Consider the following 26,804-nt stretch of genomic DNA (forward strand, 5'->3'; position numbering starts at 1 on the left):
TTGATAAGATAAGGATAAGTTTATTTTCGCAGAAAGAGGGGCGCCCCTCTTTCTGTTGGACGAATTCGTCCAACAGAAAACGTATTGTCAGAAAAAAATATAGCAGAATATACCGTCTGTATCTTCCCATGCATCCTTTTTCCCTCCGCAAAAATAAAACACAGAAACAACGTTATTTATCACAAAATAGGATACGATTGCATTTGTGAAAAAGAGGATGCCGTGATAAAATAAAATGAAATGGATCGTCTTACCTGAGATTCGGGGCTGCGGAGGAAAACGGTGTGAAAAGGACAAAAAAGGCTGTTGTTTTTTTGGGGATCCTTCTCGCGATAGCGGTACTGGCGCTGGCGGCAAGGAACACTCCGCAGCCTGTGGAGAAGCAGCCGGAGGCATACGGAATGTTTGAATGGGAGGAAGCGGCGGTTGAGGACCCGGAAGCGGCGGCGGAACTGGCCGGGCGGCTGGGGGTGACCCGCTGGTACCAGGAGCTTCCGGAGGAGATCGACCCGGATGCCACGGAGCGGTTTGTGAAGGCGCTGGCACAGAAGGGCGTTGCGGTTTACGCGCTGGTGGGCGCCACGGAGTGGGGCTTCGAGGAGGACGGCGCCTCTTTGACCGGAGCCCTGGAAGCAGTTGCGGAATATAACCTGCAGGTTTCCGGGGAGGGGCGGATCGCGGGCGTGATGGAGGATGTGGAGCCCTACGTCCGGACGCGCTGGAAGGAGGCGCCGGAGGAATCGGCAAAGCTGTACCTTTCCGGTATGAAGAAAGCCTACCGTTATGCCCGGAAGCGGGGGCTTGTGTCCATTGCCTGCATTCCCCGCCATTACGACGACCAGGGCCTCACGGAGATGCTGCGCGGCTTGATTGCCGAAGCCTGCGACGAGGTGGCTGTGATGGATTATGACTGCGGCAACGAGGCTGCGGCCATTTCTACGGAGGCGGCGCTGGCCGCGGAGTATGGGAAGCCCCTGCACTGCATTCTGGAGTTTCAGAAAGTGGGAAAGCATGGGTTGACGGAGGACAAAACCTATTACAACAAGGGGCTGGCCGCGGCCCGGGCGGCCTGGGAGGAAGTGCAGCGGTCCCTTCCGGAGCAGCAGGTGATCCGGGACTACCACTGGTCGGAGCCGGTGCGGGAACTCTTGGAACGGGAGGAGAATGAGGATGGGCCCTGATGAGGTGCTCCGGCAGGAGCGGAAATTTGACCTGAACCTGACGGAAGCCGCCGGATGCGAACAGGCGCTGCGCCATTACATGCGTCCCGACCCGCATAACGGTTCCCAGGGCTATCTGGTGCGCTCCCTCTATTTTGACACCTACCTGAACCGGGATTTCTGGGACAAGAGCGGCGGCTATCCCCAGCGGAAAAAGCTGCGGCTGCGCAGCTACAGCCCCCGGGACGGCTTTGCCCTGCTGGAAATGAAGCAGAAGGACGGAGCCCAGCAGAGGAAGCGTTCCCTGCGCGTCTCGAGGGAGGAGGCGGAGCAGCTGATCCAGGGCAGGTATTCCCTCCTTCTGGACCTGGACGATCCCTTTGCGGCGGAGTGCCATTCCCTGCTGGAGACCTTGTTCTACAGGCCCAAGGTGCTGATCGAGTACCGGAGGACCGCCTACCTTCTGCCCACCAACAGCATCCGGATCACCTTCGACAGGGAAATCCGTGCACAGACGGGCCATCTGGACCTGTTTGCCGATCCCTTCCTGGGAGCGCCGGTCTTTCCGGGATTTCATACGATTTTGGAAGTGAAGTACAACCATTTCCTGCCCAGCTATATCCGGGACGCCCTGCGTTCTGTGGACGCCAGCGAGTGTTCCGCCAGCAAATATGGAATGAGCCGCGCAGGCAGCGCGTTTCACTCCGTCTGAAAGGAGCCTGAATAAATTGAAGCAATATCTCTACGACCTTGTCCAGCAGGTGGAGGCCCTGAACACGGCGCAGCTGGCCATTCACATCATCATGGCGGTGCTGCTGGGTTTTGTGATCTATGTCTCCTACTATGTTGCCCATGCGGGCACGGTGTACAGCCGGAAATTCAACGTGAGCCTGGTGGTGCTTACGGTGCTCACTTCCACCGTGATGACGGTGATCGGCAACAACATCGCGCTTTCCCTGGGCATGGTGGGCGCGCTTTCCATTGTACGGTTCCGCACCGCCATCAAGGATTCCCGGGATACGGTGTACATTTTCTGGTGCATCGCGGTGGGCATCGCCTGCGGCGTGGGAGATTTCGCCGTGGCGGGTATCGGCTCGGCCGCAGTTTTTATAGTGCTGCTGATTTTGGGCCGTGTGAAGAATGAAAACAGGGTCCTGCTGGTGGTGCGCAGCGCCCGCAGCGCGGAGAACGCTGTCAAATCCGCTGTGAGCGGCTATTACGACCGGCATGTGAGCCTGCAGGTGGAGAACACCACCCGGGACTCTGCTGAACTGATCTATGAGCTCTCGCGCAAATGGATGAAGCGCAAGGAAAACGAACTCAAGAGCATTACGGATGTGCTCTATGAGATCGAGCAGGTGGAATACGTGAACGTGGTCTCTCAGGATGACGATATAGCGGGATAAACCGTGGGGTTCCCACGCTGTGCGGGAAAAAGCGCCGGACAGGCTGGGCGGTCGGGGAAAGGGGGAACGAAGATGGGAAAAAAGCGGATACTGGCCCTGTGCACCGCGGCTGCGGCTGCAGCGGCGTGCATCCTGGTACAGGCGGGCGTTCTCTCCTGGCTGCCGGATACCCATCAGCGGTACCTGCAGCACGAGCGGGAGCAGCCCGCCCCGGCGGATGTGGACGGCCTTGCCTGCATCCATCCCGACGCCTCCTCCAAAACAGGCTACACGGTGGACCCGGAGGAGCTGCAGACCCATCTGCCCCTGCTGGAAATCAACACCGGGGGACAGGAGATTCCGGGAGCGCCGTATTATGCGGAGGGAAAGCAGAACACCCAGTACACGCTTTCAGACGCCGGTGAAACCACAATCCGCTGCCGCCTGAAGGTAAGAGACCATGGAGACCTGCATATGCTTGCAGAGGAACCTGATCTGGCTTCTGATGCGCTGATCCGGATTCGGGGGAACTCTTCCCGCTGGTTTGACAAGAAATCCTTTGCGCTGCGTACGGTAAATGAGAACGGCGAGGAAGACCCACAGGAACTGTTGGGGATGGAGAAGCATGACAGCTGGGTTCTTCACGGGCCGTTTCTGGATAAGACCCTGATGCGCAACTACCTGGGAATGAATATTTCGGGAGAAATCATGGACTATACCCCGGATGTCCGTTTCTGCGAGCTGGTGCTGGATGGAGAATACCAGGGCGTCTATGTGCTGATGGAGACGGTGAGCCGGGGAAAGGGGAGGATCGACATCCGCGGACCTCGGGAGGAAACCAACACCACCGGGTATATCGTGCAGTTTGACACCGATACGGAGCAACAGCCAAATGCGCTGGACAATTTTACCAGCTACACCTGCGTTCTGAAAAAGAACGCCCAGCTTTTGGTGGAGTATCCGGGAAAGAGCAAGCTGACTCCGGCGCTGAAGGATTTTATCGAGCGGGACGTAAGCACTGTTGAGCGGGCTCTTTATTCCTACGATTACGACTCGGAGCTCTACGGGTATTACAATGATTTCGATGTGGGAGAGTTTGCGGACTATTTCCTGCTCATGGAACTTTTTGAAATGCACGATACGGGGAATTTGTCCACCTACTACTATCGGGACGTGGGCGGGAAGCTGAAGCCCTGCGTATGGGACTTCAACAACTGCAGCGGCAATTACAGCATCAATATAGAGGATGATTATTCCATCCGGAAATTTGTCACCGTGCAGGCCCCCTGGTTCTGGATGATGTGTAAGGATGAAAAGTTCACAGATACGGTGATCCGCCGGTATAGCGAGCTGCGCAAGGGGCTGCTGAGCGATCAGGCCATGGAAAATTTCATCGACGGCACGCTCGACTATTTGGGTCCTGCCATAGACCGGAACTATGCGGTATGGGGCTACAGTTTCGACACCGCGCAGATGGACGGGCGCAATAAGCTGCATCCCGACGAGCGGAACCCCCGGGATTTTGACGATTCCATCGAACAGCTCAAGGACGCGCTGTTCGGGCGGCTTCACTGGCTGGATGAGCACATTGAGGTGCTGCAGCAGTACAGCCACGAATCAGCGGTGAAAAAATTAAATCCCTGAACTGACACGGAAGGAGGCGGCGGTATGAAGCGTTTTTTGGCGGTCTGCGCTTGTCTGCTGGCGTTGGTACTGCTGTACCTGTTTCTGGCTGATAAAACGGGCCTTTATATCGATTGGAATCCCGGAAGGGAAACCACTTCCTTTACCCGGGTGGAGGGGAAGACAATTCTGGTGGACGGGGAGCCCTTTGAAATCCGGGGCGTGGACATGGGCGTGGGCATTCCCGGCCATTTCGCCACGGATTACGCCATCGACCGGGAGACCTATCTCCGCTGGTTCGGGCAGATTCAGGAGATGGGCGCCAACTGCATCCGGGTGTACACCATCCTGCAGGACGATTTTTACGAGGCGTTCTATGAGTACAACAAGGACCGGGAGGAACCCCTGTACCTGCTCCACGGCCTGTGGGTGAACGACTATGTGATGTATTCCCACAGGGACGCCTTTGACCCGGAATATCTGGGAGCGCTGATCGAGGACGGACGGACGCTGATCGATATCCTGCACGGGAACAAGACGTTTTCCCTCTCAGAAGACCTGGGAAGCGGCGCCTACACCAGGGATATTTCCCCCTGGGTGTTGGGATACATCCTGGGGGTGGAGTGGGAGGATACCACCGTGGCTTACACCGACCACATGCAGAAGGAGAAGAACAGCTACCAGGGGGAATACCTCTTTACCAGTGAGGACGCCTCCCCTTTTGAGGCCATGCTGGCCCAGATGGGAGACCGGCTGATCTCCTATGAGACCAGGAAATACCACGCCCAGCGCCTGGTAGCCTTTGCCAACTGGCCCACCACCGACCCCTTTGACTGGGAGGAGCAGGTCTCCGCCTATTTCCGCAAATTTGCCAAGGTGGATGTGGAGCATATCCGCAGCACGGAGAAATTCCTTTCCGGACAGTTTGCCTCCTACCACATCTATCCCTATTTTCCCGATTACCTGGGCTTTCAGGATGTGCTGGGGCAGGAAGTGCCCCAAAAGTACCGGTTTATGGAGAACGGTGTGTTCAATTCCTACCGGGCCTATCTGAGTATGATAAACGATTACCACACCATGCCGGTGGTGGTCTCCGAGTACGGGGTGCCCGCGGCCCGGGGCCGGGCGCAGACGGACCGCAACACCGGCCGTTCCCAGGGCGGGATGAGCGAGAAGGAACAGGCGGAAGCGGCGGTATCCTGTTATGAGGACATTATGAAGGCGGGCTGCGCGGGTTCGGTGCTGTTTACCTGGCAGGACGAATGGTTCAAACGCACCTGGAACACCATGGCCTATTCTGACCTGACCAAGACCCCATACTGGTGCGACGTGCAGACCAACGAGCAGCATTTCGGGATCCTGGCCTTCGACCCAGGGAAGGAGCGCTGCGTCTCCTATGTGGATGGGGATATGGAGGAATGGGAGAACGTTCCGGCGGTAGTGGAACAGGATGGCCTGACGGTGCAGGCGCTGTACGACGAGGCCTACCTGACCCTGCGCATCCACAAGGAGGGCTACCGGTTCGGGGAGGAAACTCTCTATGTGCCCCTGGATGTGACGCCCCGGTCCGGCAGCAAGACGGCGGTGGAACAGGACAGAAAGCCCGCCTATGAGAGGCAGGGCTCAGAAAGTGCGGCCCCGGAGGAGGGGACGATTGTGCCGCTCACTTTTGAGCGTCCAGCGGACTTCCTTCTGGTGCTGGACGGCAGGGACAACAGCCGGGTGCTGGTGCAGGAACGGTATGAGGCCCTGCGTGCCGTCTATTCCCACCTGGTCTACGCCGAGGACGCCTATTTAAACCCGCCCGCTGTGGACGCCACGGCGTTTGTCCCCATCCGGCTGATGCTGCAGGTGCCGCTGAATCCCGGCCCTGAGCTGGAAAATTTCGGTTATGACATTGCCGAGACCTTTGATACGGGCCTGCTGCGTTATGGGAACGGGAACCCCTCCAGCCCCGACTATGATTCCCTGGCGGATTTCTGTGTGAACGGGGACGATATTGAAATACGGCTGCCTTGGCTGCTGCTGAATTTCTCCAACCCTTCGGAGATGATGGTGCACGACGATTATTACCTGCACTACGGCGTAGAGGAAATGTCCATCGAGGGAATCTATGTGGGGGCGGCAAGCGAAAAGAGCGTCCGGAAGGATGTGCAGATGGCCTACCTTCCGTTGAAGGGCTGGGGAAGTCAGCCCACCTTCCATGAACGGCTGCGGGAGGGGTATTATGCACTGCAGCGGCTCTGGACGGAGCCCTGAACCGCCGGATCGTGATTGAGAGGGGGGAAAACCTTGCCAAAAGCCAGCAACCTGCTGTTGTATCTCTATTTGATTATGTGCGCCTGCATGCTGCTGTTCGACCTGTTCAGCGTCCTTCGGCGCAGGTTTTCCCTGCGCGCCGGCGAGGCGCGCCAGGAGCAGTGGAAACGGTATTTCAATGAGATCTGCGCCCGGGGAGGGAACAGGCCGGATGAGGAAGAGGCATGCCGCTATGCCCTGCTGCGGCTGGTCCCCTGGTTTCTCAGGCCTGCCATGAAGGGCCGCGGAGACGATGAAGTGCTGTACTTCCTGCTGCGCAGGCTCAACGCCCTGCTGGAGTTCCAGGGGGCCATTTCGTGGTGCCTGGACCAGCCCTCCAACCGCTATCCCCTGATTCCCTGGGTGCAGGGGAAAAAGGCGGTTTTTATCCGGTTGGGGGAACGGTATCTCAACCAGGATTCCGCCGTGCGTGCGTTTTATGCCTATCTGTGCCGCCGGTGCCTGCTGGGAGGACCGGAGCCGGAGGACCCCATCACCCAAAATATGCTGTATCTGGTGACGGATTCCTCCCTGTACTGCCGGGAAAATTCCCTGAGCGCGCTGTACGCTTTCGGCGGCACGGAGGCTGTGGCCCAGGCCCTGGTCCGGCTGTCGCGGGCAGGCGTGCTTCACAGCGCCAAGCTGATTACGGACGGTCTGCTCTCCTTCCACGGGGACCGGCGGCAGCTCAGCGATGTCCTGTGGGAGCATTGGGAAGAGTTTCTGCCCTATTATCAGACGGCAATTGTCAATTACCTGCGCATGTCGGATTCCCGGTTCTGTGACAGGCTTCTCCTCCTTCTGAAGGAGGAAGAGGAGGACCGGGAGCTGCGGCTGGCCATTGTAAGGTATTACCGGAAAAACCGGTATGAGCCCGCCAGGGAAACGTTGCAGAAGCTGGTGCGCTCCTCCCCCACGGAGGGTTGGGAGTTTGCGGCTCTGGCGGCCCTGTCCCTGGAAAGCTACCCCGGTGACGATACGGAAAAGGTTTTGAAGCAGGCGCTGAGCCACCGCAACTGGTACGTGCGGAGCAACGCCGCGGAAGCGCTGCTGAACCTGCTGGCGCGCCCGGTTTCAGAGCTGGCGCCGGATCTCCTGCCGGAGGTGTCCGGCACGGCCCGGGAACTGGGGGACGCCCTGCGGGAGCGGGGCTGGTATGTGAGCCTGGGCCGGCCCAGGAGGGCAGTAGCGCCGGATGCTCCGGCGCTGAAGGATGTGCTGGAGGGAGAGGACCGGTTCGCCAGGGATATTCTCCGTTATAGGCTGGAGGCCTTCCAGCGGGAATAAACCGGGGCTCAAAGAGCGTTTGAGGCGGCATGGGAAACAGGGAAAGGAGTACGGGCATGACGAATGATCTGGAATTTTTTAAAGCTTTTCTGGATGGGGTGGGCGTGTTTTTTACGCTGTACCTCATCGGCTACAGCACCTTTCTGTTTCTCTCCGTATTTACCGGTTCTTCCGAGCTGTACCGGAGGCGGTATCTGGAGCGGCTGAAGAACGTGGTGGATGAAGAGTATTACCTGCCCATCAGCATTCTGGTGCCCGCGCACAATGAGGCCGTCACCATTGTGGATTCTGTTGCGTCCCTTCTGGAGCAGGATTATCCTCTCTATGAGATTGTGGTGGTGGATGACGGTTCCGACGACGGCACCGCCCAGAAACTGATAGAGGCCTTCGAGCTGCAGCTCTCAGCCCGGCCCATCCGCAGGGTGGTGCCCTGTGGGAAGGAGAAGGCGGTCTATGAGGGGCGGATTCACGGCGTTGCGCTGACCGTCGTATCCAAGGAAAACGGAGGCAAGGCGGATGCGCTGAATATGGGGCTGAACCTCTCCCGCTATCCCTATTATTTGTGCATCGACGCGGATTCCATGCTGCAGAGGGACTCGCTGAAAAAAATAGCCCTGCCCATTCTGGAGGACAACCGGGTGATTGCCTGCGGCGGGCAGGTGCGGGTGTCGAACAGCGTGAAGCTCTCCGGCGGCCAGGTCGCCAGCTACCGGCTGCCTAAAAACTGGCTGGTGGCCATGCAGGTGCTGGAATATGACCGGTCCTTCCTGGCCTCCCGCATCTTTATGGACCGATTCAACGGGAACCTGATCATCTCCGGGGCCTTCGGCCTGTTCCAGAAGGAGATCGTGCTGCTGGCGGGCGGGTATGACTCCGACACCATGGGGGAGGACATGGAGCTCTGCGTGAAGCTGCATGTGTTCTGCCGCAGCAACCACATCGACTATTCCATGCGCTATGTGCCGGATGCCGTGTGCTGGTCCCAGGCGCCGGGCAGCCTGAAGGATCTGGTGAAGCAGCGCAGGCGCTGGCATATCGGCCTGTTTGAAAGCCTGTGGAAATACCGTTCGGTGGTGGGGCGCAAAGGCTATGGCCTGATGGGTACGGTGTCCTTTCTCTATTTCTGGCTGTACGAGCTGCTTTCCCCCTATATTGAGGTGTTCGGCCTGCTGACCATCGGGCTGGCCTTTGCGGTCAACCTGATCAACCGCCCCTTTATGCTGCTGTTTTTCTGTGTGTACGCGGTGTACGGGTGCATCCTGACGCTGATCGCTTTCTTCAGCCGCATCCACACCCAGCAGCTCTCCATTCCCCTGGGGGACTGCGTAAAAGCGGTGCTGCTCAGCGTGCTGGAGCTGTTCGGTATGCGCTTCATCCTGATGTTGACGCGCATGAACGCGCTGATCGGCTACCGGAAAAAACGGCACGAGTGGGGAAAGCTGGAGCGGGAGGAACACCATCGGGAATGAACCGCAGAGGAGAAGAACCAGAGAACCGCGGAGAGAAGCTCTCCGCGGTTCCTTTTTTCCAGGGAGTGGGAAGGAACCCGGCGCAGGAAAAACAAAGAAATCCGGGCATGTCTGTTTTTTGATAAAACAAGTTGGGATCGTGATAGTTTTATAGCACAAAACTGCCAGTTTTAAGCACTTGTGTGTTTGATTTTTTAGAAGAAATCGTTTAAAATAAGCTTGTGTGAAATATCCTATATTGGAAAGGATCGGAAAGACATGAGCATTTTTGACAAAATCAAGGAGAAACCGTTTCTGCTGAGCGATTCCGACGTGCAGTGGGTCAAGGACACCCTGGCCGGAATGACGGAGAAACAGAAGATCGGCCAGATTTTCTGCCTGTGCGCCAGAGAGGGCACCGAACAGGAGATTGAGGACACGCTCCAGGTGATGGAGCCCGGCGGCATCATGTACCGTCCCTTCACCGCCGAGCAGGCTGTGAATTTTACCGCCATGCTGGACAAAGCCATGAAAATCCCCATGCTCATCTCCGCCAACCTGGAGAAGGGCGGAAACGGCATCGTCAGCGAGGGCACCATGCTGGGTTCCCCCACGGAGATCGCTGCCACGGACGACGTGAAATTTGCCGAGCGCCTGGGAACCATCTGCGGCCGTGAAGGCGCGGCGGTGGGCGCCAACTGGGCGTTCGCCCCCATCATCGATATCGACTACAATTTCCGCAACCCCATCACCAACACCCGCACCTTCGGTTCCGATCCGGAGCGCGTGAAGAATTTCGGCAGGGCCTATGTGGAAAATGTGCAGAAGTATAAGCTGGCGGCCTCCATCAAGCATTTCCCCGGCGACGGCCGTGATGAGCGGGACCAGCATCTGGTCACCAGCATCAACGACTTCTCCTGCGAGGAGTGGGACCAGACCTACGGCGCGGCCTACCAGGCCTGCATCGACGCCGGGGCCCTCACCGTGATGGTGGGCCATATCATGCAGCCCGCCTACATCCGCCATTTCAATCCCGAAATCAAGGACGAGGACATGATGCCTGCCACCCTGTCCCCCGAACTGCTGCAGGACCTGCTCCGGGGCAAGCTGGGCTTTAACGGCCTGATCTGCACGGACGCCACCTCCATGGCCGGCTTCACCATCCCCATGTCCCGGGAGAAGGCGGTTCCCCTGTCCATTGCCAGCGGCGCCGACATGTTCCTGTTCACCAAGAACCTGGCCGAGGACTTCGAGTTCATGTGCAAGGGCGTAGAGGAAGGCGTTATCACCAAGGAGCGCCTGGATGAGGCCGTGGTCCGCGTGCTGGCCCTGAAAGCCGCCCTGGATCTGAACAAGCCCCGCACCCTGCCCACCCTGGAATCCGCTTTGCAGGTGCTGGGCTGCGAGGAGCACAAGCAGTGGGCCAGAGAGTGCGCAGATATGGCCGTCACTCTGGTGAAGGAGGAGCCCGGCGTGCTGCCACTGACTCCTGAGAAATACAAGAAAATCCTTTACTGCCCCATCGAGTCCGGCCAGGGCGTGGCCTACTCCGTGAAGGCGGGCGTGTGCGACCACTTCAAGGAAATGCTGGAAAACGAGGGCTTCTGTGTCACCACCTTCGAGCCGCCCCAGGGCTTTGAGGGCAAGGTGCCCCGCTATCTGGATACCGTAGACGAGTACGACGCCATTGTGTACCTGGCGAACATGTCCACCAAGTCCAACCAGACCACGGTGCGTATCGAGTGGGCGCAGCCCATGGGCGCCAACTGCCCCCATTACATTCAGGACGTGCCCACCGTTTTTATCTCGGTGGAAAACCCCTACCACCTGCTGGACGTGCCGCGCATCAAGACCTTTATCAACGGTTACAGCTCCACGGATGAGACCCTGAACGCCATTGTGGAAAAGCTCTGCGGCCGCTCCGAATTCAAGGGCACGAACCCCATCGACCCCTTCTGCGGGAAATGGGATACCAGGCTTTAAATCCTGGATGCTGGATGGTAAAATAAGAAATAACAGCGTTCAGCTGAAAGGAGCTTCACAGATGAAAAAGGGCGTTATCTTTGATCTGGACGGCGTCATCGTTTCCACAGACGGCCTGCATTACAAGGCCTGGAAGCAGATGGCCGACCGGGAGGGCATCTATTTTGACCAGGTGATCAACAACCGCCTGCGGGGCGTCAGCCGCATGGAGAGCCTTGCCATTATCCTGGAGCGGGCGGAAAAAACATATACGGACGAGGAAAAGCTGGAAATGGCCTCCATGAAGAACGAGCTGTACCGGGAGAGCCTGTCCACCCTAACCCCGAACGACATCCTGCCCGGCGTTACCCCGGTGCTGGAAAAACTGCGCGCCATGGGCGTAAAGCTGGCCATCGGCTCCTCTAGCCGCAACACCCCGGCCATCTTAAAGCAGATTGGCCTGGGAGACTTTTTCGACGCGGTGGCCGACGGCAACCAGATTCAAAACTCCAAGCCCGACCCCGAGGTGTTCCTGCTGGCGGCAAAGCTTCTGGGGCTTCCCCCGGAGGAGTGCGTGGTGGTGGAGGACGCTTTCGCGGGCATCGACGCGGCCAAGGCGGGCGGCATGAAAGCCCTGGGCGTGGGCGACGCCTCCCGCTATGAAAAAGCCGATATCACCGCTCCCACGCTGGCGGAGATCGCGCCGGAAAAACTCATCGAATAACTAAGACCCCCGCGGGCTTCCGGAACGGATCGGTACCCACCTTACAGGACATTAATTTGTCCAGTAAGGTGGGTTGTTTTTATACGCCGTTCTTATGAGTTTAATCTTTTTAGATATAAGTATTTGAAAAAACAGCGGGGCGCAGCAAGAGGCAAAGCGGAAGGGTCCGCCACCCGCAGTTCGCAGGCAGCAGGCCCTTCCGGTTGCTGGAAATTTCAGTGCATTTGGAGCTTTTCAGCTACAGTCTCTGCCGCAGCTCTGCGCCTTACTTCACATACTGGCGCTGGTAGGCGGTGTTGTACAGCTCCACCAGACGGTCCAGGCCCAGGTTTTTCAGATTGGTAACATAGGAATCCCAATCTGTGTCCAGGCTCTTCTGGCCGGTGATAAACAGAACCCTCTGCTCCTTGGCGTACTTCTGCACTTCCACCTCGATGGTGGAGACCTCGGCGGCCTCCTCCTCGGTGAAGACCACGGGCGGCAGGGTCTGCTTGGGTTCAAAGCCGTCATAGGGCCAGGTCTGCTCGATCAGGAGCTGCTCAATGCCATCCAGGGAGCGGATGTCGAAACCGTCCTGGACAGCCCAGGCGCCGATAAAGGAATCGTTGCTCTCCCGGAACATGCCGGAATTGCCAAAATGCTGGTTCTGCGCGCCGCCGTTTGTGACAAGAGGCGTGATGCGGGCATAGGTGGCGGGCTTTCCGTCGAAGGTCTTTTCGCCCTCCTTCGCCATTCTCCAGTCCACATCCTTCACACCCTGGCGCAGGCGGACGGAGGAATCCTCGGTATACATGAAATCGGCCAACTTAAAGGCCACCTCGGGATCATTGCAGGCGCTGGTGATCATGAAAGCGCCCACACGCAGGTTTCCATACTCATAATAGCTGCAGCTCTGGTGGCCCTGGGGCCCCTTCAGGGGAGGAACCGTCACACAGGTTTTGTAGAGATCGGAGCCGGCGTCCATGACGATCATGGGCGCGCCGATGGGAAAGCTTCCCACAACGTTGGGCGAAGCGGAATTCAGGGACTTCATCTGCGTGGAATCCTGTGCGTAGCTTTCGGAATACATCAGGCCCTCGTCGTACAGCTTATGTACATACCGCAAGCCTTCCCGGAATTCGTCCTTGTTCAGAATGGTGTCCACCGTATCGTTTTCTACAGTCAGGTGCTTGTCGCCGTCCTCATAGATGAAGGCGTTCATCAGGAAGAAGGAGGGATCGGAGTTCCAGCCGTCCGTGCATCCGGCCAGCGGGATCTCGTCGTTGGGGTCCCCATTTCCGTTGGCGTCCTGCTCCTTGAAGGCCTTCAGCACCTCATAGTATTCATCTGTGGTGGTGGGCATTTCCAGCTTCAGGTTGTCCAGCCAGCTCTGGTCGATCCACAGCTTATCCGCGTATTTGCAGTGGTAGATCTCCGAATAGCTGGGCAGGGCGTAGATATTGCCGTCCGGCATGGTGATGCCGTCCTTGACGTAGGAGATGTCGTCAAACAGCTTTTTCGTATTGGCGCCGTACTGTTCAATCAGGTCGTTCAGCGGAAGGAACACACCAGCCTTGCCGAACTTCATCAGCGTGGAGTTCATGATGGTGGCGGACATGTTGATGAGCTGGTTGCAGCTCAGGTACACGTCGGGATAGGAGCCGCTGGCCAGGGACAGGTTGAACTTCTGCAGGGACTCCGCCTCGGCAATCTGGTCGAACTCCAGATTAACATTGGTCTCCTTCTGCAGCCATTTGATGTATTCGTTTGTGGCAATGTCCTCAATGTCGGCCTGCTTCATACACCAGACCTTCAGAGTGACGGGGGTGTCGGTAACCCAGTTTTCGCCCCTGTCCGTGTTTTCGGCTGCCGGCTTTGATTCCGGCTCCGCAGCGGAGCCGGAGCTGGATGACGGCGGTGTTTTGGAATCCTTGGAGCTTCCTTCACCGGACGAAGGATTTCCGGCGCATGCGCTCAGCAGCATGGCAATGCTGAGTAGCAGGCTGACCACGGCGAGCTTTCTCTTTTTCATCGTGTTGTCCTCCATATTCTTTTGATTATTTGAATAGACAAGGTTTGCTTGTCCTCTTTCCCAAAGGGGGTCAGCCCTTGATGGAGCCGATCATCACGCCCTTGACGAAATGCTTCTGCACAAAGGGATAGATCACCAACACCGGCACGCTGGCCACCACAATAATGGCGTACCGCAGCAGCTCGTACATCCCCATCCGGCCGGCGATGGTGGCCGCCGATTCGGTGAGCTGGCCTTCGATCTTGTTGAGCACAAGCAGCTCCCGCAGGACCAGCTGCAGCGGGGAGAGCTTGGGGTCGGAGGTGTAGATCAGGGCGGTAAAGAAATCATTCCAATGCCAGACCGCGTAATAGAGGAGCATGACCGCCAGGATCGGCTTCGACAGGGGCAGGACAATGTCGAATAGAATGCGGATATCCCCGCAGCCGTCCAGATAGGCTGCCTCATAGAGGTCTTCTGGAATGGAGCTCTGTAAAAAGCTCCGCATGACGATCATGTTGTAGATCGAGATGCCGCCGGAGATGACGATCGCCCATATGGTGTTCATCAGGCGCAGGTCGTTCATCAGAATATACTGGGGGATCAGCCCGCCGGAAAAAAACATGGTGAACATAAAGACCCAGGTGAGCACTGGCCTGCCGTACAGCTTTTTCCGGGACAGCGGGTAGGCAGCCAGAGTGGTGAGGAACAGGTTGAAGCAGGTGCCCAGTACGGTATAGAGAATAGAATTGAGGTACCCGGTCATGATCATCTTGTTGGAGAAGATCGCCTGGTAGGCCTTGAGCTCGAAACCTACAGGAAAGAGCCAGACCTCGCCCCGGATGACCGCGGAGGAATCGCTGAGGGAGGCGCTCACAATATAGAGCAGTGGGTAGGCCACCAGAATAAACGAGAGAAACAGAAAGATCATGTTGCAGACGTTGAAGACCTTGTCCGCGATAGGCTCCTGGATTTTTTTTCTGTGTTTCATGGTCTTCTCCCCCCTTACCACAGGCTGTTTTCACTGATCTTCCGGGAAAAAAGGTTCACGGAAAACAGCAGGATGACGTTTACCACGGAATTCAGCAGCCCGATAGCTGTGGAGTAGGAGAAATCCAGATCCAGCAGGCCCACCTTATAGGTATAGGTGGCGATGATTTCGGACACCTGTACGTTCAGCTGGTTCTGCATCAGGTAAACTTTGTCAAAGCCCAGGTTCATGATCTGCCCCGCGTTGAGGATCAGCAGGATGATAATGGTGGGTAGGATGCTGGGAAGATCGATAAACCAGATCTTCTGCAGCTTGCTGGCCCCGTCCACCTTTGCGGCCTCGTACATGCTCACATCCACGGAGGAGAGGGCCGCCAGATAGATTATGGAGTTGAAGCCCGTGAACTGCCAGATGTTAGAGAGGATGTACACAGGGCGGAAATACTTGGCGTCGCCGAACAGGTTTACCGGATCCCTGCCGAACAGCCCCAGGATGTTGTTGAAGAGGCCGCCGTTGATGGAGCTCCACTGCATCAGCAGGGCCACCATGATCACGGTGGAGATAAAATAGGGAGCATAGGTGACCATCTGCACTGTTTTGTTTATGAGCCGGTGTTTGCACTCGTTCAGGGAGATGGCCAGGATGATGGGGAAGGGCAGGCTGATGATCAGGTTCAGCGCGCCGAGCACAAAGGTGTTTTTGATAACAGACCAGCAGGACGGCGAGTTAAAGAAACGGGCAAAGTGCTTCAGCCCCACCCAACTGCTGCCCAGAATGCCGGCGGCGGGGTTAAACTCCTTAAACGCCAGCGTTGCGCCGTACATGGGCACATAGCAGAACAGGATAATGTAGGCCAGGGGGATCAGCAAAAGCAGATACAGCTGGCGGCTCTTTTTCATCTGCATCCAGGGCCTCAGCCCGAAGGCTTTTTTGTTTGACCTCATACGAAATGTTCATTCCCTTCTTTTGCCGGGCCGCGTTCCCGACGGCTGCAGAACGGCCGGTATTCCGGGCAGCGTCGATTGAGGAAAGCGTAAACATCTCCGTCCTTTTCCGGTTTCAGCGGTTCTGTTTGGAACCGGAAAAGCGGTCTGGCGGGGTGGCCCGGTAATTATTTCTGTCGGTTTGTACCAATTTTTACGGCTGGCCGGGAGGTTTTCTGTCTCTCCGCTTTTATCATAGCAAAGACCATAGAGGCCAACAATCCACTATCCTTTTAAATTTTATACAATCCTGTTATTCTTCCGGGATTTCCGAGGAAGAGCTGAAAAAAAGATTTTTGCAAGAAAAAAAAGCGGGCTGAAAAGGCCCGCTTTTTTTGATGGAATAACCGCAGATGTTTCACTAAATTTCCTATTTTTTTTCTTTCACACAACAATAATTTTCCTATACCGGCGGCTTGCCTCTTGGAAGCTTGGAAAAACAGGAGAAAAACTGCTGAGAATTTGTTTATATTATCTTATTGAAAAAGGGGTGTTGCCAGCCTCCTAACGGCCTGCCGGAATGCGGCGAATAGAAACGAAAGACGGCGGATTCCAGCGAAAAGTCATTCCCATTTGCGGTAAGCGCCGGGGGTGACGTTCTCCCGTTCCTTGAAAATACGGGAAAAATAATATTCGTTTTTAAAGCCGCAGAGCTGGGAGATATGCTGCAGCTTCAGATTGGTGGAGAGCAGCAGGAGCTTTGATTTGTCGATGCGCATTTGAATCAGATCCTCGTTTGGGCTCAGGTTGAACCGCTTTTTATACAGTACGGAAAGCCTGCTGCTGCTCAGGCCCACCATATCCGACATATCCCGGATGGTCCACGGCCTATCCAGATGGCTTTGGAGTTCCTGCCGGAGGCAAAGCAGTTCCTCCTCGTATTTTCGGGAGCCGCCGAAGTTGGCTTCCATGGCCGTCCTGGCGATCTTGATGACGATGTTTTCCACCAGGTTGTGAATGTACTCGCCGCTGTAGGGAAACTGGTTCCTTTTTTCATTCTGGATTTTTTGCATGGCGCTCCGCATGATTTCCGGATGCCTGGTCTGGATGAGGGTATTGACGGGAAGTCCCAGGTGCCTCAGGAGGGCTTCCAGGGTGTCGGACTGCACATGCATCCAATCGTTGATAAAGCCCTCTTCGAAATCCTCAGGGGTATAGTGGTATTCTATAAAATCCGGCGAATTGAAGAAACAGTCCCCGGCATGGGCTGTCTGCATCCCGCCCTCGGTCTGAATCATGCAATCGTTGGAAAAGCAGAGGATCACCCAGGGGTTCCCTTTTCTGTTTCCCGGCCTTCTGACGACAAAATCCTTGTCATGATGGGTCTGTATCATGGATTCCATAACGGTGTGCAAGCAGATCCCTCCTTCTTCCAGCCCTGATATTTGATATCCTATTATAAAAGAATACTGTAAAAAGTCAAATGATTTGTAGATTGTATCCCGGGCGGGCAGGTGCTACGCTTACGGTGCGGAGCGGAGCAATATGGGAGGAGCGCCGCCTCCGCAGTCTTGAAAGGAAGTGGTATCGATGAAAAACATGAAAGCCTGGGTGGTCACCGCTCCCCGGAAACTGGAGCTGATGGAGATACCTGTACCCACGCCGGGACCTGGAGAAATCCTTGTCAAAATCTTGTACGCTTGCCTCTGCAACGGGTCTGACCCGGGGATTTATTATGGCCACGAGGCCTACGCGCCGCCTTTTGTGTTCGGCCATGAAGCGGTGGGTGAAGTGGTGCAGGCGGGGGCGGGCGTAACGGGCTGGACGGCAGGCGATACGGTGTTCTGCTGGTGCGCTGTGGGCGCCTTTGCAGAGTACCAGCTCATCCGTCCGGAGGACGTGGCCCTGTTCCGGGCCCCCAAGAACCTCAGCCTGGAGGTCGTCCCTGTGATGGAACTGGTGATCGCCGCCTGCCGGGCGCTGATGGGCATGCCTGCCGGGGAGGGGCGCAGCTCCCTGCTCCTTTGCGGGCTGGGTCCCAGCGGGCTGGTGCTGGCTCAATATGCCAAGCTTTTGGGTTACCGGCGCATTGTGGGGTGGGATCTTTATGAACAGCGGCGGCAGCTGGCCCTGGAGCTGGGGGCGGACGCCGTGTACGACGCCGCGGGCATAAGCCCAAAGGAGCTTGGGCAGATGGGGGAGTTCGATGTGAGTGTGGACTGCATGGGCGACGACCTCCTGCCGGAAGAGCCCTCTTTTACCGCCCTCCTGCGCGCCACAAGAAAAGGCGGCGTTGTGGTCTCCTACGGCCACCCCCGCAGCGGCAGGCGGTTTTCCCCCTATGTATTCCAGGCCAGAGGGCTTACCATGATCCCGCCTGAGGGAGATCTGGATCAGATCCGGGAAAAGGGGAGGCTCATCCTTCAGGCTGTGGAGGACGGGGACATTCGCGTGGAACCGCTGGTTACCCACCGGAAGGGGTTCCGGGACATTGGCCCCGCATTCCAGCATCTGCTGGAACATCCGGAGGATCAAATTAAAGTTGTTTTTCAAATGGAGGGATGCGTATGAAGCTGGGAATTTCTGGACAGGCCCTGGGCGAAGTGATGTCTTTTGCAGACATCGTAAAGCTGGGCAAAAAATACGGGGTGACGGAATATGAGATCTGGCCCTGCAACGCAGGCGCGGACTGGGACTACAGGGAGGGCAGCCTGGATGACGTGAAAAAGACGGCGCGGGACGAGGGCGTGCATATCTGCTGCGTGACCTTGGGCGCAGGCTTTTCCGCAGAAGCCGCGGCTGACCCCGGCAGGTACGCGGAATACCTTCTTCACGCAGTGGACGCGGCGGCGGAGCTGGGCGCGCCTGTGGTGAACCACTACTGTGGGGCAGTCAACCCCGGCACACAACCGGATTTCAACGTGCTGGAGCAGTACTGGCGTGCGCCGCTGGAGCGTGCCGGGAAGCTGGGAATCATCATGGCGCTGGAAAACGAGGCTCATGACTGCACCTCCACGCCGGAGAAAATGCGCAGGATCCTGGAGTATTTCAACCACCCCAATTTCAAAACGAATTTTGACGCGGTGAACTATTTCCATGCCAGCTGCGAAGGCTTTCCCGGCGCCTATAAGGCGCTCCGCCCATTTATCGGGTACGTCCATCTGAAGAACGCCTGCCTCTATGACCCACAGGCGGGGCAGCCGGACGAAAACCGGGGTGAGCCCATGTCAGGCCTTTACGCGCCTGCCCCGATCCAGTACACCCCCATCCCCGAGGGCGCGGTGAACATCCCTGCCCTTCTCACCAGTCTGGAACGGGACGGGGAATATACGGGCGTCTGCACTCTGGAGCCCCACACAACGCCGGAGCACGTGGAGGAATTTTATGCAAAGGAAAGCGCCTGGCTGAGAAGTCTGGGATTTTTCCGGAATCAGGAGAGCGGGAGGGACACGGCATGTTAGCAGCTATTGTAGAAAGACCCCATGAATTTGTAATTAAGGATATCCCCAGGCCTGACGCAGGCCCCAAGCAGGTGATCATCAAGACTTTGGCCTGCTCAATCTGCAACGCCACGGATAACCACATTCTGGAGGGGATTTTCGATGGATACCATGACCGCTATCCCCAAATCATGGGCCACGAGGTATGCGGCGAAGTGGTGGAGCTGGGAGCTGAAGTCACGGACCTGAAGCTGGGAGACCGCATCGCCCTGTATACCCCATACGGCGCTTTTGCCGAATACGTGCCTGTGGATGTGGATCCCGGTTATTATGCGGTGGTGCCGGATAACCTGTCCGACGAGGAGGCGTCGATCTGCGAGATGTTCGACGGGGCCTATACCAGCACCATAGCCTGTGCGGAGCTTACGCCGGGAGAGCGGGTGCTGATTGTGGGCGCGGGCCCGCTTGGCCTGACGGCGGCCAGCTGCGCCGCCGCCCACGGCGCGGTGGTGTGTTCAGTGGACTTCTGCCAGAACCGCCTGGATATGGCGCTGGAGCTGGGGGCACGGCATGTGTACAACCGCTCCCAGTACAGCGCGGAAGAGATCATCGGGCAGGTACGCAGGGATGTGGGAGAGATCGACCTGGCCTGCATGTGTATCGCCCTGGACCGCTCGGAGGAGCTGGACGCTTTCCTGATCCCCGTGGAGCTGCTGCGGCAGGATGGCAGGATGACCAGTGTGAATGTAGAGGTTCAGCTGAAATACCATAACCACAGGATGAATCCCTTCCATCTGAACCGCAAAAACGTCAAGTACCGCCATAACCTGGAACGGGCCGGTACCGTGGAAGACTTCCGCCGGGGGTTCCGGATGGTCTCCGAGGGCAGAGTACCGCTGGGGAAAATGATTACCCATCGCGTCACTTTGGACCAGCTGCCCTGGGCGCTGGACCTGTGCCACAACCACCTGGACGAATGCATCAAGGTAATTGTCTATCCTAGGTTGAGCGAAGGCTTTCGGCCAACAGAATAAAAACAAAAAGCGTCCCCGTACCTTGACATTGAGGTATGGGGACGCTTCTGTGTCCGGATGGGGGACAGCCGGCTTCTATTGGAAAAGACGGGCGCCGCACCCGGGGAAGCGTCCGCCGGAAGACAGCAGGACCGGGTAAGGCTATCTGATCAGCAGCGGCACGTTCCTCCGGCAGGCCTCGACGGCAGCTGTGTCCGGCAGGGCGGGGATGGCGCCGGGGTTCTCCGCGCATACGGCGCCCGCGGCGTTGGCAAAATCGATGAAATCCTCCAGCTCCTCTGCGGCCAGTTCACCGGGCTTTTTGCCCGACTGGACGATCTTCGCCAGCAGCGCGCCGAAGAAGCTGTCGCCGGAGCCGGTGGTGTCTTTCACTTTTGTGTCGTAGGTGTTCCGGCGCAGGGAAAACTCCGGCGTGAACACGGCGCAGCCGCTGGCGCCCAGGGTTACCACCACCAGGGAGACGCCCTGGGAGAGCAGCGCCTTTGCGCCCTCTTCCATGCCGGAAAGCCCAGTCAGCAGGGCCAGCTCCTCATCGGAAACCTTCATGATGTCGGCTTTGCCCACAAGGCTGCGCATCTGCCGGATTCCTTCATCCTTGTCCTGCCACAGGGGAGGCCGCCAGTTGGGGTCGTAAGCGGTGAGCTTCCCCTGCTGCCGGGCGTAGTCCACAAATTTCGCCACAGAGGAGCGGGAGGGCTCGGCTGTCAGCAGCAGGGAGCCGAAGCACAGCAGCCTGCATTCGTCCAGCAGGGAGAGGTCTGCCGTGTCAAAGTCCAGCCGGGTGTCCGCGCCGGGATTGCGGTAAAAGCTGAAATCCCGGTCCCCGGTCTCGCTGAGCTGCACGAAGGCAAGGCTGGTGGCTGTGCCGGAAACCAGGGAAAGCCCCTTGGTTTCCACGCCGCAGCCCTCCAGGGTGCCGCGCAGGAAATTGCCGAACATGTCGTCGCCCACGCAGCCCAAAAAACCGGCGCTCACCCCGGCGCGGTGGGCCTGTACCGCCACGTTGGCGGGCGCGCCCCCCGGGTTCCTGGCAAATAGCAGCCTGCCGTCCTCCGTCTCCCCGGAGGGGGCAAAATCGATCAACAGCTCGCCCATGGATAAGAGTTCCGCCATATTGATAAACCGCCTTTCTGATGTTTCGATAGCTCCATGATACCCTGTTCCGGAGATTTTGTAAATAAAAATCGGGTTTGCCGCAAACACTTTGTGCGCGGCAAACCCGAAATCATAATTGAAATTCTTCCAAAGGGACGGTTTCGCCCCGGCGCAGGAAACGCTCTTCGAATTCCTCCACGGGCATGGGCCGGTAGAAGACATAGCCCTGGATAAAATCGCAGCCCAGGGATCGCAGGTACTCCACATAGCTCCGGGATTCCACCCCCTCCGCCACCGTGCGCATGCCCAGCTCCCGGGCGGTTGCGATGATATGCCGGAGGATAGTGCGCTCCCGCCCGTTCCCCTCCTGCTGGAACAGGGAGCGGTCGATTTTCAGAACGCCGATTTCGGAATGGGTGAGCACGCTGTAGGAGGAGAAACCGCTTCCGAAATCGTCCAGGGAACAGGAGAAACCGTATTCCCGAAGTTCGTTGACCACCTGCGTCACCCGCTCCACCTGGTTGAGCACGATGCTCTCCAGCAGCTCGAACTCAATACAGTCTGCAGGGGTATTGTATTTCTCATGGACCTCCCGGTACTGTTTGAAAAAGTAGAGGTAGTTGAACATGGAGGCGGAGAGGTTCACGCTGATTTGGATCTTTTTTCCATAGGTCTCAATCCAGCGGTTGATGGTGGCGCACACCTGTGCGAATACGCTGAGGTCCGCCAGGTCGATGATGCCGTTGCTCTCCAGGACGGGCAGGAATTCAGACACCGGGATCATGCCGCGGACAGGGTCTTCCCAGCGCATGAGAGCCTCTGCGGAGCGGACCTCCCCGGTGCGCAGGTCCACCTTGGGCTGCAGGTAAAATTTGATATGGCCCTGTTCGATGGCGGGCCGCACCAGCTCGCTGAGATCGTAATAGCGCAGCTCGGCGTCCTGGATGGACAGGCCGTACACCTCGAAATGGGAATTCCGGAAATCCCGTTCCGGGCATTTGATGCGGGCCAGGTCCGCGTTGTATTGGGCGGTGAGAAAATCCACCCCCTCCTCCAGGGGATAGATGCCAAAGCCGCAGTACACCTTGCAGGGGAACCTGGGGTCGTCCATGTCCCGGATGCGGGCGTTGATGTCGATCATACGCTGGAACACGGCCTCGTAATCCCTGGGGAACCTGAGCAGGATGTTGAAGTAATTCAGGCGCAGCCTGAAAATACAGTCTCCGTCTCCCAGCCAGCCGGAGACGATCTCGAAAACCTTGGCCATCAGCTCGTCCCCTGCCCGCCGGCCGTAGAGCCGGTTAAAGACGGGGAAACGCTTGATTTTGAGGCTGATCAGGGAGTACTCCCTGCGCTCCTGCGCGGAAAGGGCGTCGTACCGCTCCCGTAGGGCCTGTTCGTTTTTATTTTCAGACACATACTCACCTGGTTTCCTGTTCACTTATTTTCAAATTATACCAAAGCGGCAGGGAAAATACAATGGCGGCGGGAAAGACAGGGATAAAGTTGCTCCGCCGCCTGGATGAGGCGCAGAAAGCCTCCCTTCGGAAACCAAAAAAATCCTTCCCAGGCAAACTGTGCCTGGGAAGGAACCTTTTGTCCCGGGAGGACGGGCGGGCGCAAAACAGTCTGAGCCGCTGTGTCAATCCTTGGGTTCGTTTTTCAGGTGGTCTTCGATCCGGTATCTGGGGCGGTCCTTTACCTCGCTGTAGATTTTGCCGATGTAGCCGCCCACCACGCCCAGGCAGAGCATCTGCAGGCCGCCCAGCAGCCAGATGGAGCAGACGATGGCGGTCCAGCCCGAGACGGCCCAGCCTGCAAAGTAGGAGACCAGGGCGTAAAGCAGCCCGAACACGCTGAGCACGGAAATGAGGATGCCCAGGTTGGAGATGAGCTTCAAAGGCTTCACGCTGAAGCTGGTGATGCCGTCCAGGGCAAAGGAGAGCATCTTTTTCAGCGGGTATTTGGATTCCCCCGCGAACCGCTCCTGCCGGTCGTAATAGACATAGTCGCTGCGGTAGCCGATCAGCGGCACAATGCCCCGCAGGAAGAGGTTTGTCTCCCGGTATTCCGAAAGGGCCTCCAGGGCCCGCCTGCTCATCAGGCGGTAGTCCGCGTGGTTGAACACCACGTCCACGCCCAGGACTTTCATCACCTTGTAGAAGCCCTCGGCGGTGGTGCGCTTGAACCAGGTGTCGGTGTCCCGTTTGTTGCGCACGCCGTATACCACGTCGCAGCCCTCCAGGTATTTCTCCACAAACTGGTCCAGCACGCCGGTGTCGTCCTGCAGGTCGGCGTCCAGGCTGATGGCGCAGTCGCAGGATTCCCTGGCGGTCATCAGGCCGCAGAGCAGGGCGTTTTGATGGCCCCGGTTGTGGGCCAGCTTTACCCCCTCCACATAGGGATTTTTCTCATGAAACCCGGAAATGAGGGACCAGGTGGCGTCCCTGCTGCCGTCGTCCACCAGCAGCATCCGGCTTTCCGGGGACGCCAGCCCCTTTTCCCGCATGGAATCCAGCTTCTCCGTCAGGCGTTTCACCGTTTCCGGAAGCACCGCCTCCTCGTTATAGCAGGGAATGACAAAATAGACTACAGGTGATTGATTTTCCATGAAAACAGGTTCCTTTCTCGTGATAGGCCGGGCTGCGCCCTTCTGTGCCGGACGCGCCTCGGGGAACAGGGGATTTACTTTTCGTCAGGCCCGTTCCCGGGCTGTTCCGGTAAGCCGGGCGCTTCCGGCGGTTCCTGCGCGCCGGACTCCGGTTCCTCTTCTAGCGTCCGGGGCAGAAACTCCCGGGGAATCATGGCGCCGGGACGCAGGAAAGCGGCGCGCCGGGCCTTGGCATAGTCGGAAAAACTGCCCCTGCGCAGCAGGCCGGGGTTCGCCGGAGCCGGGTCCGGGGGGAGGCGGCGTCTGGCAAAGGCCAGATAGGCGGCCAGCAGCAGCACCGAGAAGACGGTGACTGCCAGGCCGGGAATCAGGCCGGGGGTGCGGTAGGTGAATTCGATCTGCACCTTTTCCCCCCGGGGCGCCACCACAGCCATGAAGCCCACGTTGACTCGTTCAATATCCACAGGCTCCCCGTTTACCCTGGCGCTCCAGCCGGCTTCATAGGGTACGCTGAAAAATACCAGGCGTTCCCGGTCGGTGTTGATCTCCGCGGTGAAGCCGGTGTTGGTATAGGCGAAGGAGGTGCAGGCGTTCAGGCGCCGGTCGGCGCAGTCCTGCTCGAAGCTTTCTTCGGTGAAGTTCCGCCGGTCCTCCGGCAGCTCCTGCAGCAGGCCGGAGAGCCTGCGGATGGTGTCGTCCTCCAGCACAACGGCCCGGAGCATGGCCGGCTCCCGGCTGCCCATGGAATTTTCGTCTCCCTCGCTCAAAGCGTTGAAGTCGCTGCGGGAGAGGTAGTAATCGTAGGTGAAGCCCATGGGGATATAATTCTTGTTTTCCCAGATGTCGAAGCCGTTGGCGTTGCCGTAATAGGCCCAGCCCGGCATGGCGGGGTCGTCCAGGGATTCCCCGGCGAAATAGTCGTCGTCGTGGTCGTCGTCGAACAGCCAGTGCACCGAGGTGAGGGCCCGCAGGGCGTAGTGGGCCGCTTTCGGGCGGGAGGCCACATCCCGGGGAACGCCGATGGAGTCGTAGAATTCCATCACCGAGCCCGGCACGATGCTGTGAAAGGCCTGGATGGAGGGGATTTCCCAGAACATGGCGGAATTGTCCAGCGATTCATAGAAGTCGGAACGGCAGCTCTGCAGGTCCGGCAGGTCGATATTCTTCCCCCCGTTGAGGGCGTAGGGGATGATATGGTCATAGGTGTATTCGGACTGGGTCTTGCCGATGGCGATGAAGAAGATGGAATAGAACACGGAAACCAGGGAAAGGCAGACCAGCGTGGCCCGCTGGAAATGCCTGCGGCTGTCTTTGCAGAAGCAGAACAGGTAGGCCACCGCGCCGATACAGATCATGGAAACAGCCACGTAGGTCCAGAACCGGGTGGGGTATTTTTCCAGGCCGAAGGTCACGTCTGTAAGCTTCCCGTCCTCTTTGGTGAGGGTGGGCATGAAGCCGATGACCGCCGCAATGGCTGCGGTGATGGTGAGCGTCCAGGTGATGGAGCGTTTCCAGTTGACCCGCTCATTTTCCAGAGCCATCACCGTGGCCAGGGCCATCATCAGGGTAAGCATGTAATACCAGCGGGCATAATAGGAGCTGTTCATCAGCTGGAAGGAGGAATTGAGGAAGGGCACCAGGGCCATCAGGAACAGAACCCACAGCATCTTCTTGAGCCAGTGCTTCCTGCGCAGCTGCAGCCAGCCGATGACGCCGGTCATGCCGAACAGGGGCAGCCACGCGCCCAGGGATGCCCATTTCGATTCCGACTCCGGCGTGAAATTGGGCCGGGCCGGCAAGTCCGGCGGGAAGAAGAAGCACTCGAGAATGTGCAGGTAACGCTGGTTTTTGTTATAGAGCACGGCGTTCCAGCCGTTGATGTAATTGGAGGTCCGGTAATTCTGGGTGACGGTCAGCACCGAGGGGATCAGCAGCACGCAGGCCATGCCCACCCCCAGCACTGCCTCCAGCGCCAGCAGCAGGAAGTCCCGCAGGGAGATGCGCCAGCTTCTGCACAGCAGCCGCAGGAAAAAGTAGATCAGCGTGAAGGTGACCTGGCCCACGAAGAAATAGTAGTTTACAAAGCAGCAGGCGAACACGGTGAGGGCAAACAGGCCCCGCCTGCGGTTTTCCATGTATTCGTCCAGCGCGGCCAGCATCAGGGGGAAGAAGATGATGGCCTCGTGGAAGTGGTTGAAGAAAATATTGTAGATGGAAAAGCCGGAAAAGGCGTAGAGCACCGAGCCGATCAGGGCGGTGTTCCTGCTTTTGGTGTACCGGTGCAGGTAGACGTAGCCCGTCAGCGTGGCCGAGGCGAATTTCAGGATAAACAGCGGCCCCATCAGGTACTGCAGGGACTCCGACGGGAAGGGGATGGTGAGCCAGAAGAACGGGCTTCCCAGCAGGTAGAAGGAATAGGAGCCCACAAAGTTGGCCCCCAGGTCCGTCAGATGGCTCCAGCCCCAGTTTCCGGAACGGATGGCGTCATGGGCGATGCGGTAGAAAGGCACCTGCTGTACGTTGAAATCGCCGTAAAACAGGAACCTGCCCCCGTCTACCAGAAGAAACGGGAGAAAGACCAGGAACGACAGCCCCATGCCCAGAAAGAATGCTTTGAGGAAATAGTTGTCCCTCCAGCCTCCGTTCTCTCTTTTCTTAATCGATGCTTCCATAGTGATGACCATACCTTTCTGAAAGGCATCTGCGGCGGGCAAGCCGTGCACCCCAATTCCCGCGATGCTTCGGCTTTCCCACGCGCCGCAGATTTTGATAGTAATTATACCACATTCCCGGGGTGGAAGAAAGTGGTTTTTTGATGGCAGAGGTTCCGCCA

General features: G+C 57.8%; 20 protein-coding genes. 12 read left to right on the forward strand and 8 right to left on the reverse strand.

Going from position 1 to position 26,804, the window contains the following annotated elements:
- Positions 1–284 precede the first annotated feature (284 nt).
- The 9 genes from BN3911_RS02005 (at position 285) to pgmB (ending at position 11,887) form a co-directional block, all read left to right on the forward strand.
- Positions 285–1,181 (forward strand): hypothetical protein, encoded by an 897-nt coding sequence (locus tag BN3911_RS02005; protein ID WP_147578487.1) that lies wholly within the window; start codon positions 285–287, stop codon positions 1,179–1,181.
- Positions 1,171–1,872, forward strand: coding sequence for a polyphosphate polymerase domain-containing protein (locus BN3911_RS02010; RefSeq protein WP_207644491.1), 702 nt, complete (start codon positions 1,171–1,173; stop codon positions 1,870–1,872). Before BN3911_RS02005 ends, BN3911_RS02010 begins: the two co-directional genes overlap by 11 nt.
- Before the next feature lie 16 nt (positions 1,873–1,888).
- Positions 1,889–2,566: a DUF4956 domain-containing protein gene (locus BN3911_RS02015; RefSeq protein ID WP_066860715.1), complete on the forward strand. Its 678-nt coding sequence runs from the start codon at positions 1,889–1,891 to the stop codon at positions 2,564–2,566.
- A gap of 72 nt (positions 2,567–2,638) precedes the next feature.
- The gene (locus BN3911_RS02020) at positions 2,639–4,189 is read left to right on the forward strand and encodes a CotH kinase family protein (protein ID WP_066860719.1); all 1,551 of its coding nucleotides are present in this window, start codon (positions 2,639–2,641) and stop codon (positions 4,187–4,189) included.
- A gap of 24 nt (positions 4,190–4,213) precedes the next feature.
- Complete coding sequence (locus tag BN3911_RS02025; protein ID WP_066860722.1) at positions 4,214–6,427, forward strand: hypothetical protein; 2,214 nt, start codon at positions 4,214–4,216, stop codon at positions 6,425–6,427.
- Between the two features lie 33 nt (positions 6,428–6,460).
- Positions 6,461–7,753: a hypothetical protein gene (locus tag BN3911_RS02030; RefSeq protein ID WP_066860724.1), complete on the forward strand. Its 1,293-nt coding sequence runs from the start codon at positions 6,461–6,463 to the stop codon at positions 7,751–7,753.
- A 56-nt stretch (positions 7,754–7,809) separates the two neighbouring features.
- Positions 7,810–9,222, forward strand: coding sequence for a glycosyltransferase family 2 protein (locus BN3911_RS02035; RefSeq protein ID WP_066860727.1), 1,413 nt, complete (start codon positions 7,810–7,812; stop codon positions 9,220–9,222).
- Positions 9,223–9,480: 258 nt separating this feature from the next.
- Complete coding sequence (locus BN3911_RS02040) at positions 9,481–11,184, forward strand: glycoside hydrolase family 3 protein (protein WP_066860730.1); 1,704 nt, start codon at positions 9,481–9,483, stop codon at positions 11,182–11,184.
- 61 nt (positions 11,185–11,245) lie between these two features.
- Positions 11,246–11,887, forward strand: a complete 642-nt coding sequence (gene pgmB, locus BN3911_RS02045) for a beta-phosphoglucomutase (protein ID WP_066860733.1) — start codon at positions 11,246–11,248, stop codon at positions 11,885–11,887.
- A 265-nt stretch (positions 11,888–12,152) separates the two neighbouring features.
- Here pgmB and BN3911_RS02050 read toward each other — a convergent pair whose 3' ends face one another.
- The 4 genes from BN3911_RS02050 to BN3911_RS02065 all read right to left on the reverse strand — a co-directional run bounded on the left by BN3911_RS02050 (position 12,153) and on the right by BN3911_RS02065 (position 17,206).
- Positions 12,153–13,898: an extracellular solute-binding protein gene (locus BN3911_RS02050; protein ID WP_066860736.1), complete on the reverse strand. Its 1,746-nt coding sequence runs from the start codon at positions 13,896–13,898 to the stop codon at positions 12,153–12,155.
- A gap of 70 nt (positions 13,899–13,968) precedes the next feature.
- Positions 13,969–14,868: a carbohydrate ABC transporter permease gene (locus tag BN3911_RS02055; RefSeq protein WP_066860739.1), complete on the reverse strand. Its 900-nt coding sequence runs from the start codon at positions 14,866–14,868 to the stop codon at positions 13,969–13,971.
- 14 nt (positions 14,869–14,882) lie between these two features.
- Entirely contained in the window at positions 14,883–15,812 is a 930-nt protein-coding gene (locus tag BN3911_RS02060) for an ABC transporter permease (RefSeq protein WP_066860742.1), read from the reverse strand.
- A gap of 602 nt (positions 15,813–16,414) precedes the next feature.
- Entirely contained in the window at positions 16,415–17,206 is a 792-nt protein-coding gene (locus BN3911_RS02065; RefSeq protein WP_066860745.1) for a helix-turn-helix transcriptional regulator, read from the reverse strand.
- 175 nt (positions 17,207–17,381) lie between these two features.
- Here BN3911_RS02065 and BN3911_RS02070 point away from each other — a divergent pair, with 175 nt between their 5' ends.
- The 3 genes from BN3911_RS02070 to BN3911_RS02080 are packed head-to-tail and all read left to right on the forward strand — an operon-like array spanning position 17,382 to position 20,265.
- Positions 17,382–18,362, forward strand: coding sequence for a zinc-dependent alcohol dehydrogenase (locus BN3911_RS02070; protein WP_066860748.1), 981 nt, complete (start codon positions 17,382–17,384; stop codon positions 18,360–18,362).
- Positions 18,359–19,252: a sugar phosphate isomerase/epimerase family protein gene (locus BN3911_RS02075; RefSeq protein ID WP_066860751.1), complete on the forward strand. Its 894-nt coding sequence runs from the start codon at positions 18,359–18,361 to the stop codon at positions 19,250–19,252. Before BN3911_RS02070 ends, BN3911_RS02075 begins: the two co-directional genes overlap by 4 nt.
- Complete coding sequence (locus BN3911_RS02080) at positions 19,246–20,265, forward strand: zinc-dependent alcohol dehydrogenase (RefSeq protein WP_066860754.1); 1,020 nt, start codon at positions 19,246–19,248, stop codon at positions 20,263–20,265. Before BN3911_RS02075 ends, BN3911_RS02080 begins: the two co-directional genes overlap by 7 nt.
- Positions 20,266–20,406: 141 nt before the next feature.
- Here BN3911_RS02080 and BN3911_RS02085 read toward each other — a convergent pair whose 3' ends face one another.
- The 4 genes from BN3911_RS02085 to BN3911_RS02105 form a co-directional block, all read right to left on the reverse strand.
- Positions 20,407–21,378 (reverse strand): carbohydrate kinase family protein, encoded by a 972-nt coding sequence (locus BN3911_RS02085; protein WP_066860757.1) that lies wholly within the window; start codon positions 21,376–21,378, stop codon positions 20,407–20,409.
- A gap of 112 nt (positions 21,379–21,490) precedes the next feature.
- Complete coding sequence (locus BN3911_RS02090) at positions 21,491–22,777, reverse strand: GGDEF domain-containing phosphodiesterase (protein ID WP_066860760.1); 1,287 nt, start codon at positions 22,775–22,777, stop codon at positions 21,491–21,493.
- A gap of 225 nt (positions 22,778–23,002) precedes the next feature.
- Positions 23,003–23,971, reverse strand: coding sequence for a glycosyltransferase family 2 protein (locus BN3911_RS02100; protein WP_066860766.1), 969 nt, complete (start codon positions 23,969–23,971; stop codon positions 23,003–23,005).
- A 74-nt stretch (positions 23,972–24,045) separates the two neighbouring features.
- Positions 24,046–26,643, reverse strand: a complete 2,598-nt coding sequence (locus tag BN3911_RS02105; protein ID WP_066860769.1) for a YfhO family protein — start codon at positions 26,641–26,643, stop codon at positions 24,046–24,048.
- Between the last annotated feature and the right edge of the window lie 161 nt (positions 26,644–26,804).

This window comes from Neglectibacter timonensis, from assembly GCF_900048895.1.
In the GTDB taxonomy this organism is placed as follows: Bacteria; Bacillota; Clostridia; order Oscillospirales; family Acutalibacteraceae; genus Acutalibacter; species Acutalibacter timonensis.

Coding starts and splice junctions, on each gene's coding strand:
- BN3911_RS02055 (WP_066860739.1), bottom strand. CDS start 14,868: ATGAAACACAGAAAAAAAATCCAGGAGCCTATCGCGGACAAGGTCTTC.
- BN3911_RS02050 (WP_066860736.1), bottom strand. CDS start 13,898: ATGAAAAAGAGAAAGCTCGCCGTGGTCAGCCTGCTACTCAGCATTGCC.
- BN3911_RS02100 (WP_066860766.1), bottom strand. CDS start 23,971: ATGGAAAATCAATCACCTGTAGTCTATTTTGTCATTCCCTGCTATAAC.
- BN3911_RS02060 (WP_066860742.1), bottom strand. CDS start 15,812: ATGAGGTCAAACAAAAAAGCCTTCGGGCTGAGGCCCTGGATGCAGATG.
- pgmB (WP_066860733.1), top strand. CDS start 11,246: ATGAAAAAGGGCGTTATCTTTGATCTGGACGGCGTCATCGTTTCCACA.
- BN3911_RS02105 (WP_066860769.1), bottom strand. CDS start 26,643: ATGGAAGCATCGATTAAGAAAAGAGAGAACGGAGGCTGGAGGGACAAC.
- BN3911_RS02040 (WP_066860730.1), top strand. CDS start 9,481: ATGAGCATTTTTGACAAAATCAAGGAGAAACCGTTTCTGCTGAGCGAT.
- BN3911_RS02075 (WP_066860751.1), top strand. CDS start 18,359: ATGAAGCTGGGAATTTCTGGACAGGCCCTGGGCGAAGTGATGTCTTTT.
- BN3911_RS02020 (WP_066860719.1), top strand. CDS start 2,639: ATGGGAAAAAAGCGGATACTGGCCCTGTGCACCGCGGCTGCGGCTGCA.
- BN3911_RS02070 (WP_066860748.1), top strand. CDS start 17,382: ATGAAAAACATGAAAGCCTGGGTGGTCACCGCTCCCCGGAAACTGGAG.
- BN3911_RS02035 (WP_066860727.1), top strand. CDS start 7,810: ATGACGAATGATCTGGAATTTTTTAAAGCTTTTCTGGATGGGGTGGGC.
- BN3911_RS02080 (WP_066860754.1), top strand. CDS start 19,246: ATGTTAGCAGCTATTGTAGAAAGACCCCATGAATTTGTAATTAAGGAT.
- BN3911_RS02010 (WP_207644491.1), top strand. CDS start 1,171: ATGGGCCCTGATGAGGTGCTCCGGCAGGAGCGGAAATTTGACCTGAAC.
- BN3911_RS02085 (WP_066860757.1), bottom strand. CDS start 21,378: ATGGCGGAACTCTTATCCATGGGCGAGCTGTTGATCGATTTTGCCCCC.
- BN3911_RS02025 (WP_066860722.1), top strand. CDS start 4,214: ATGAAGCGTTTTTTGGCGGTCTGCGCTTGTCTGCTGGCGTTGGTACTG.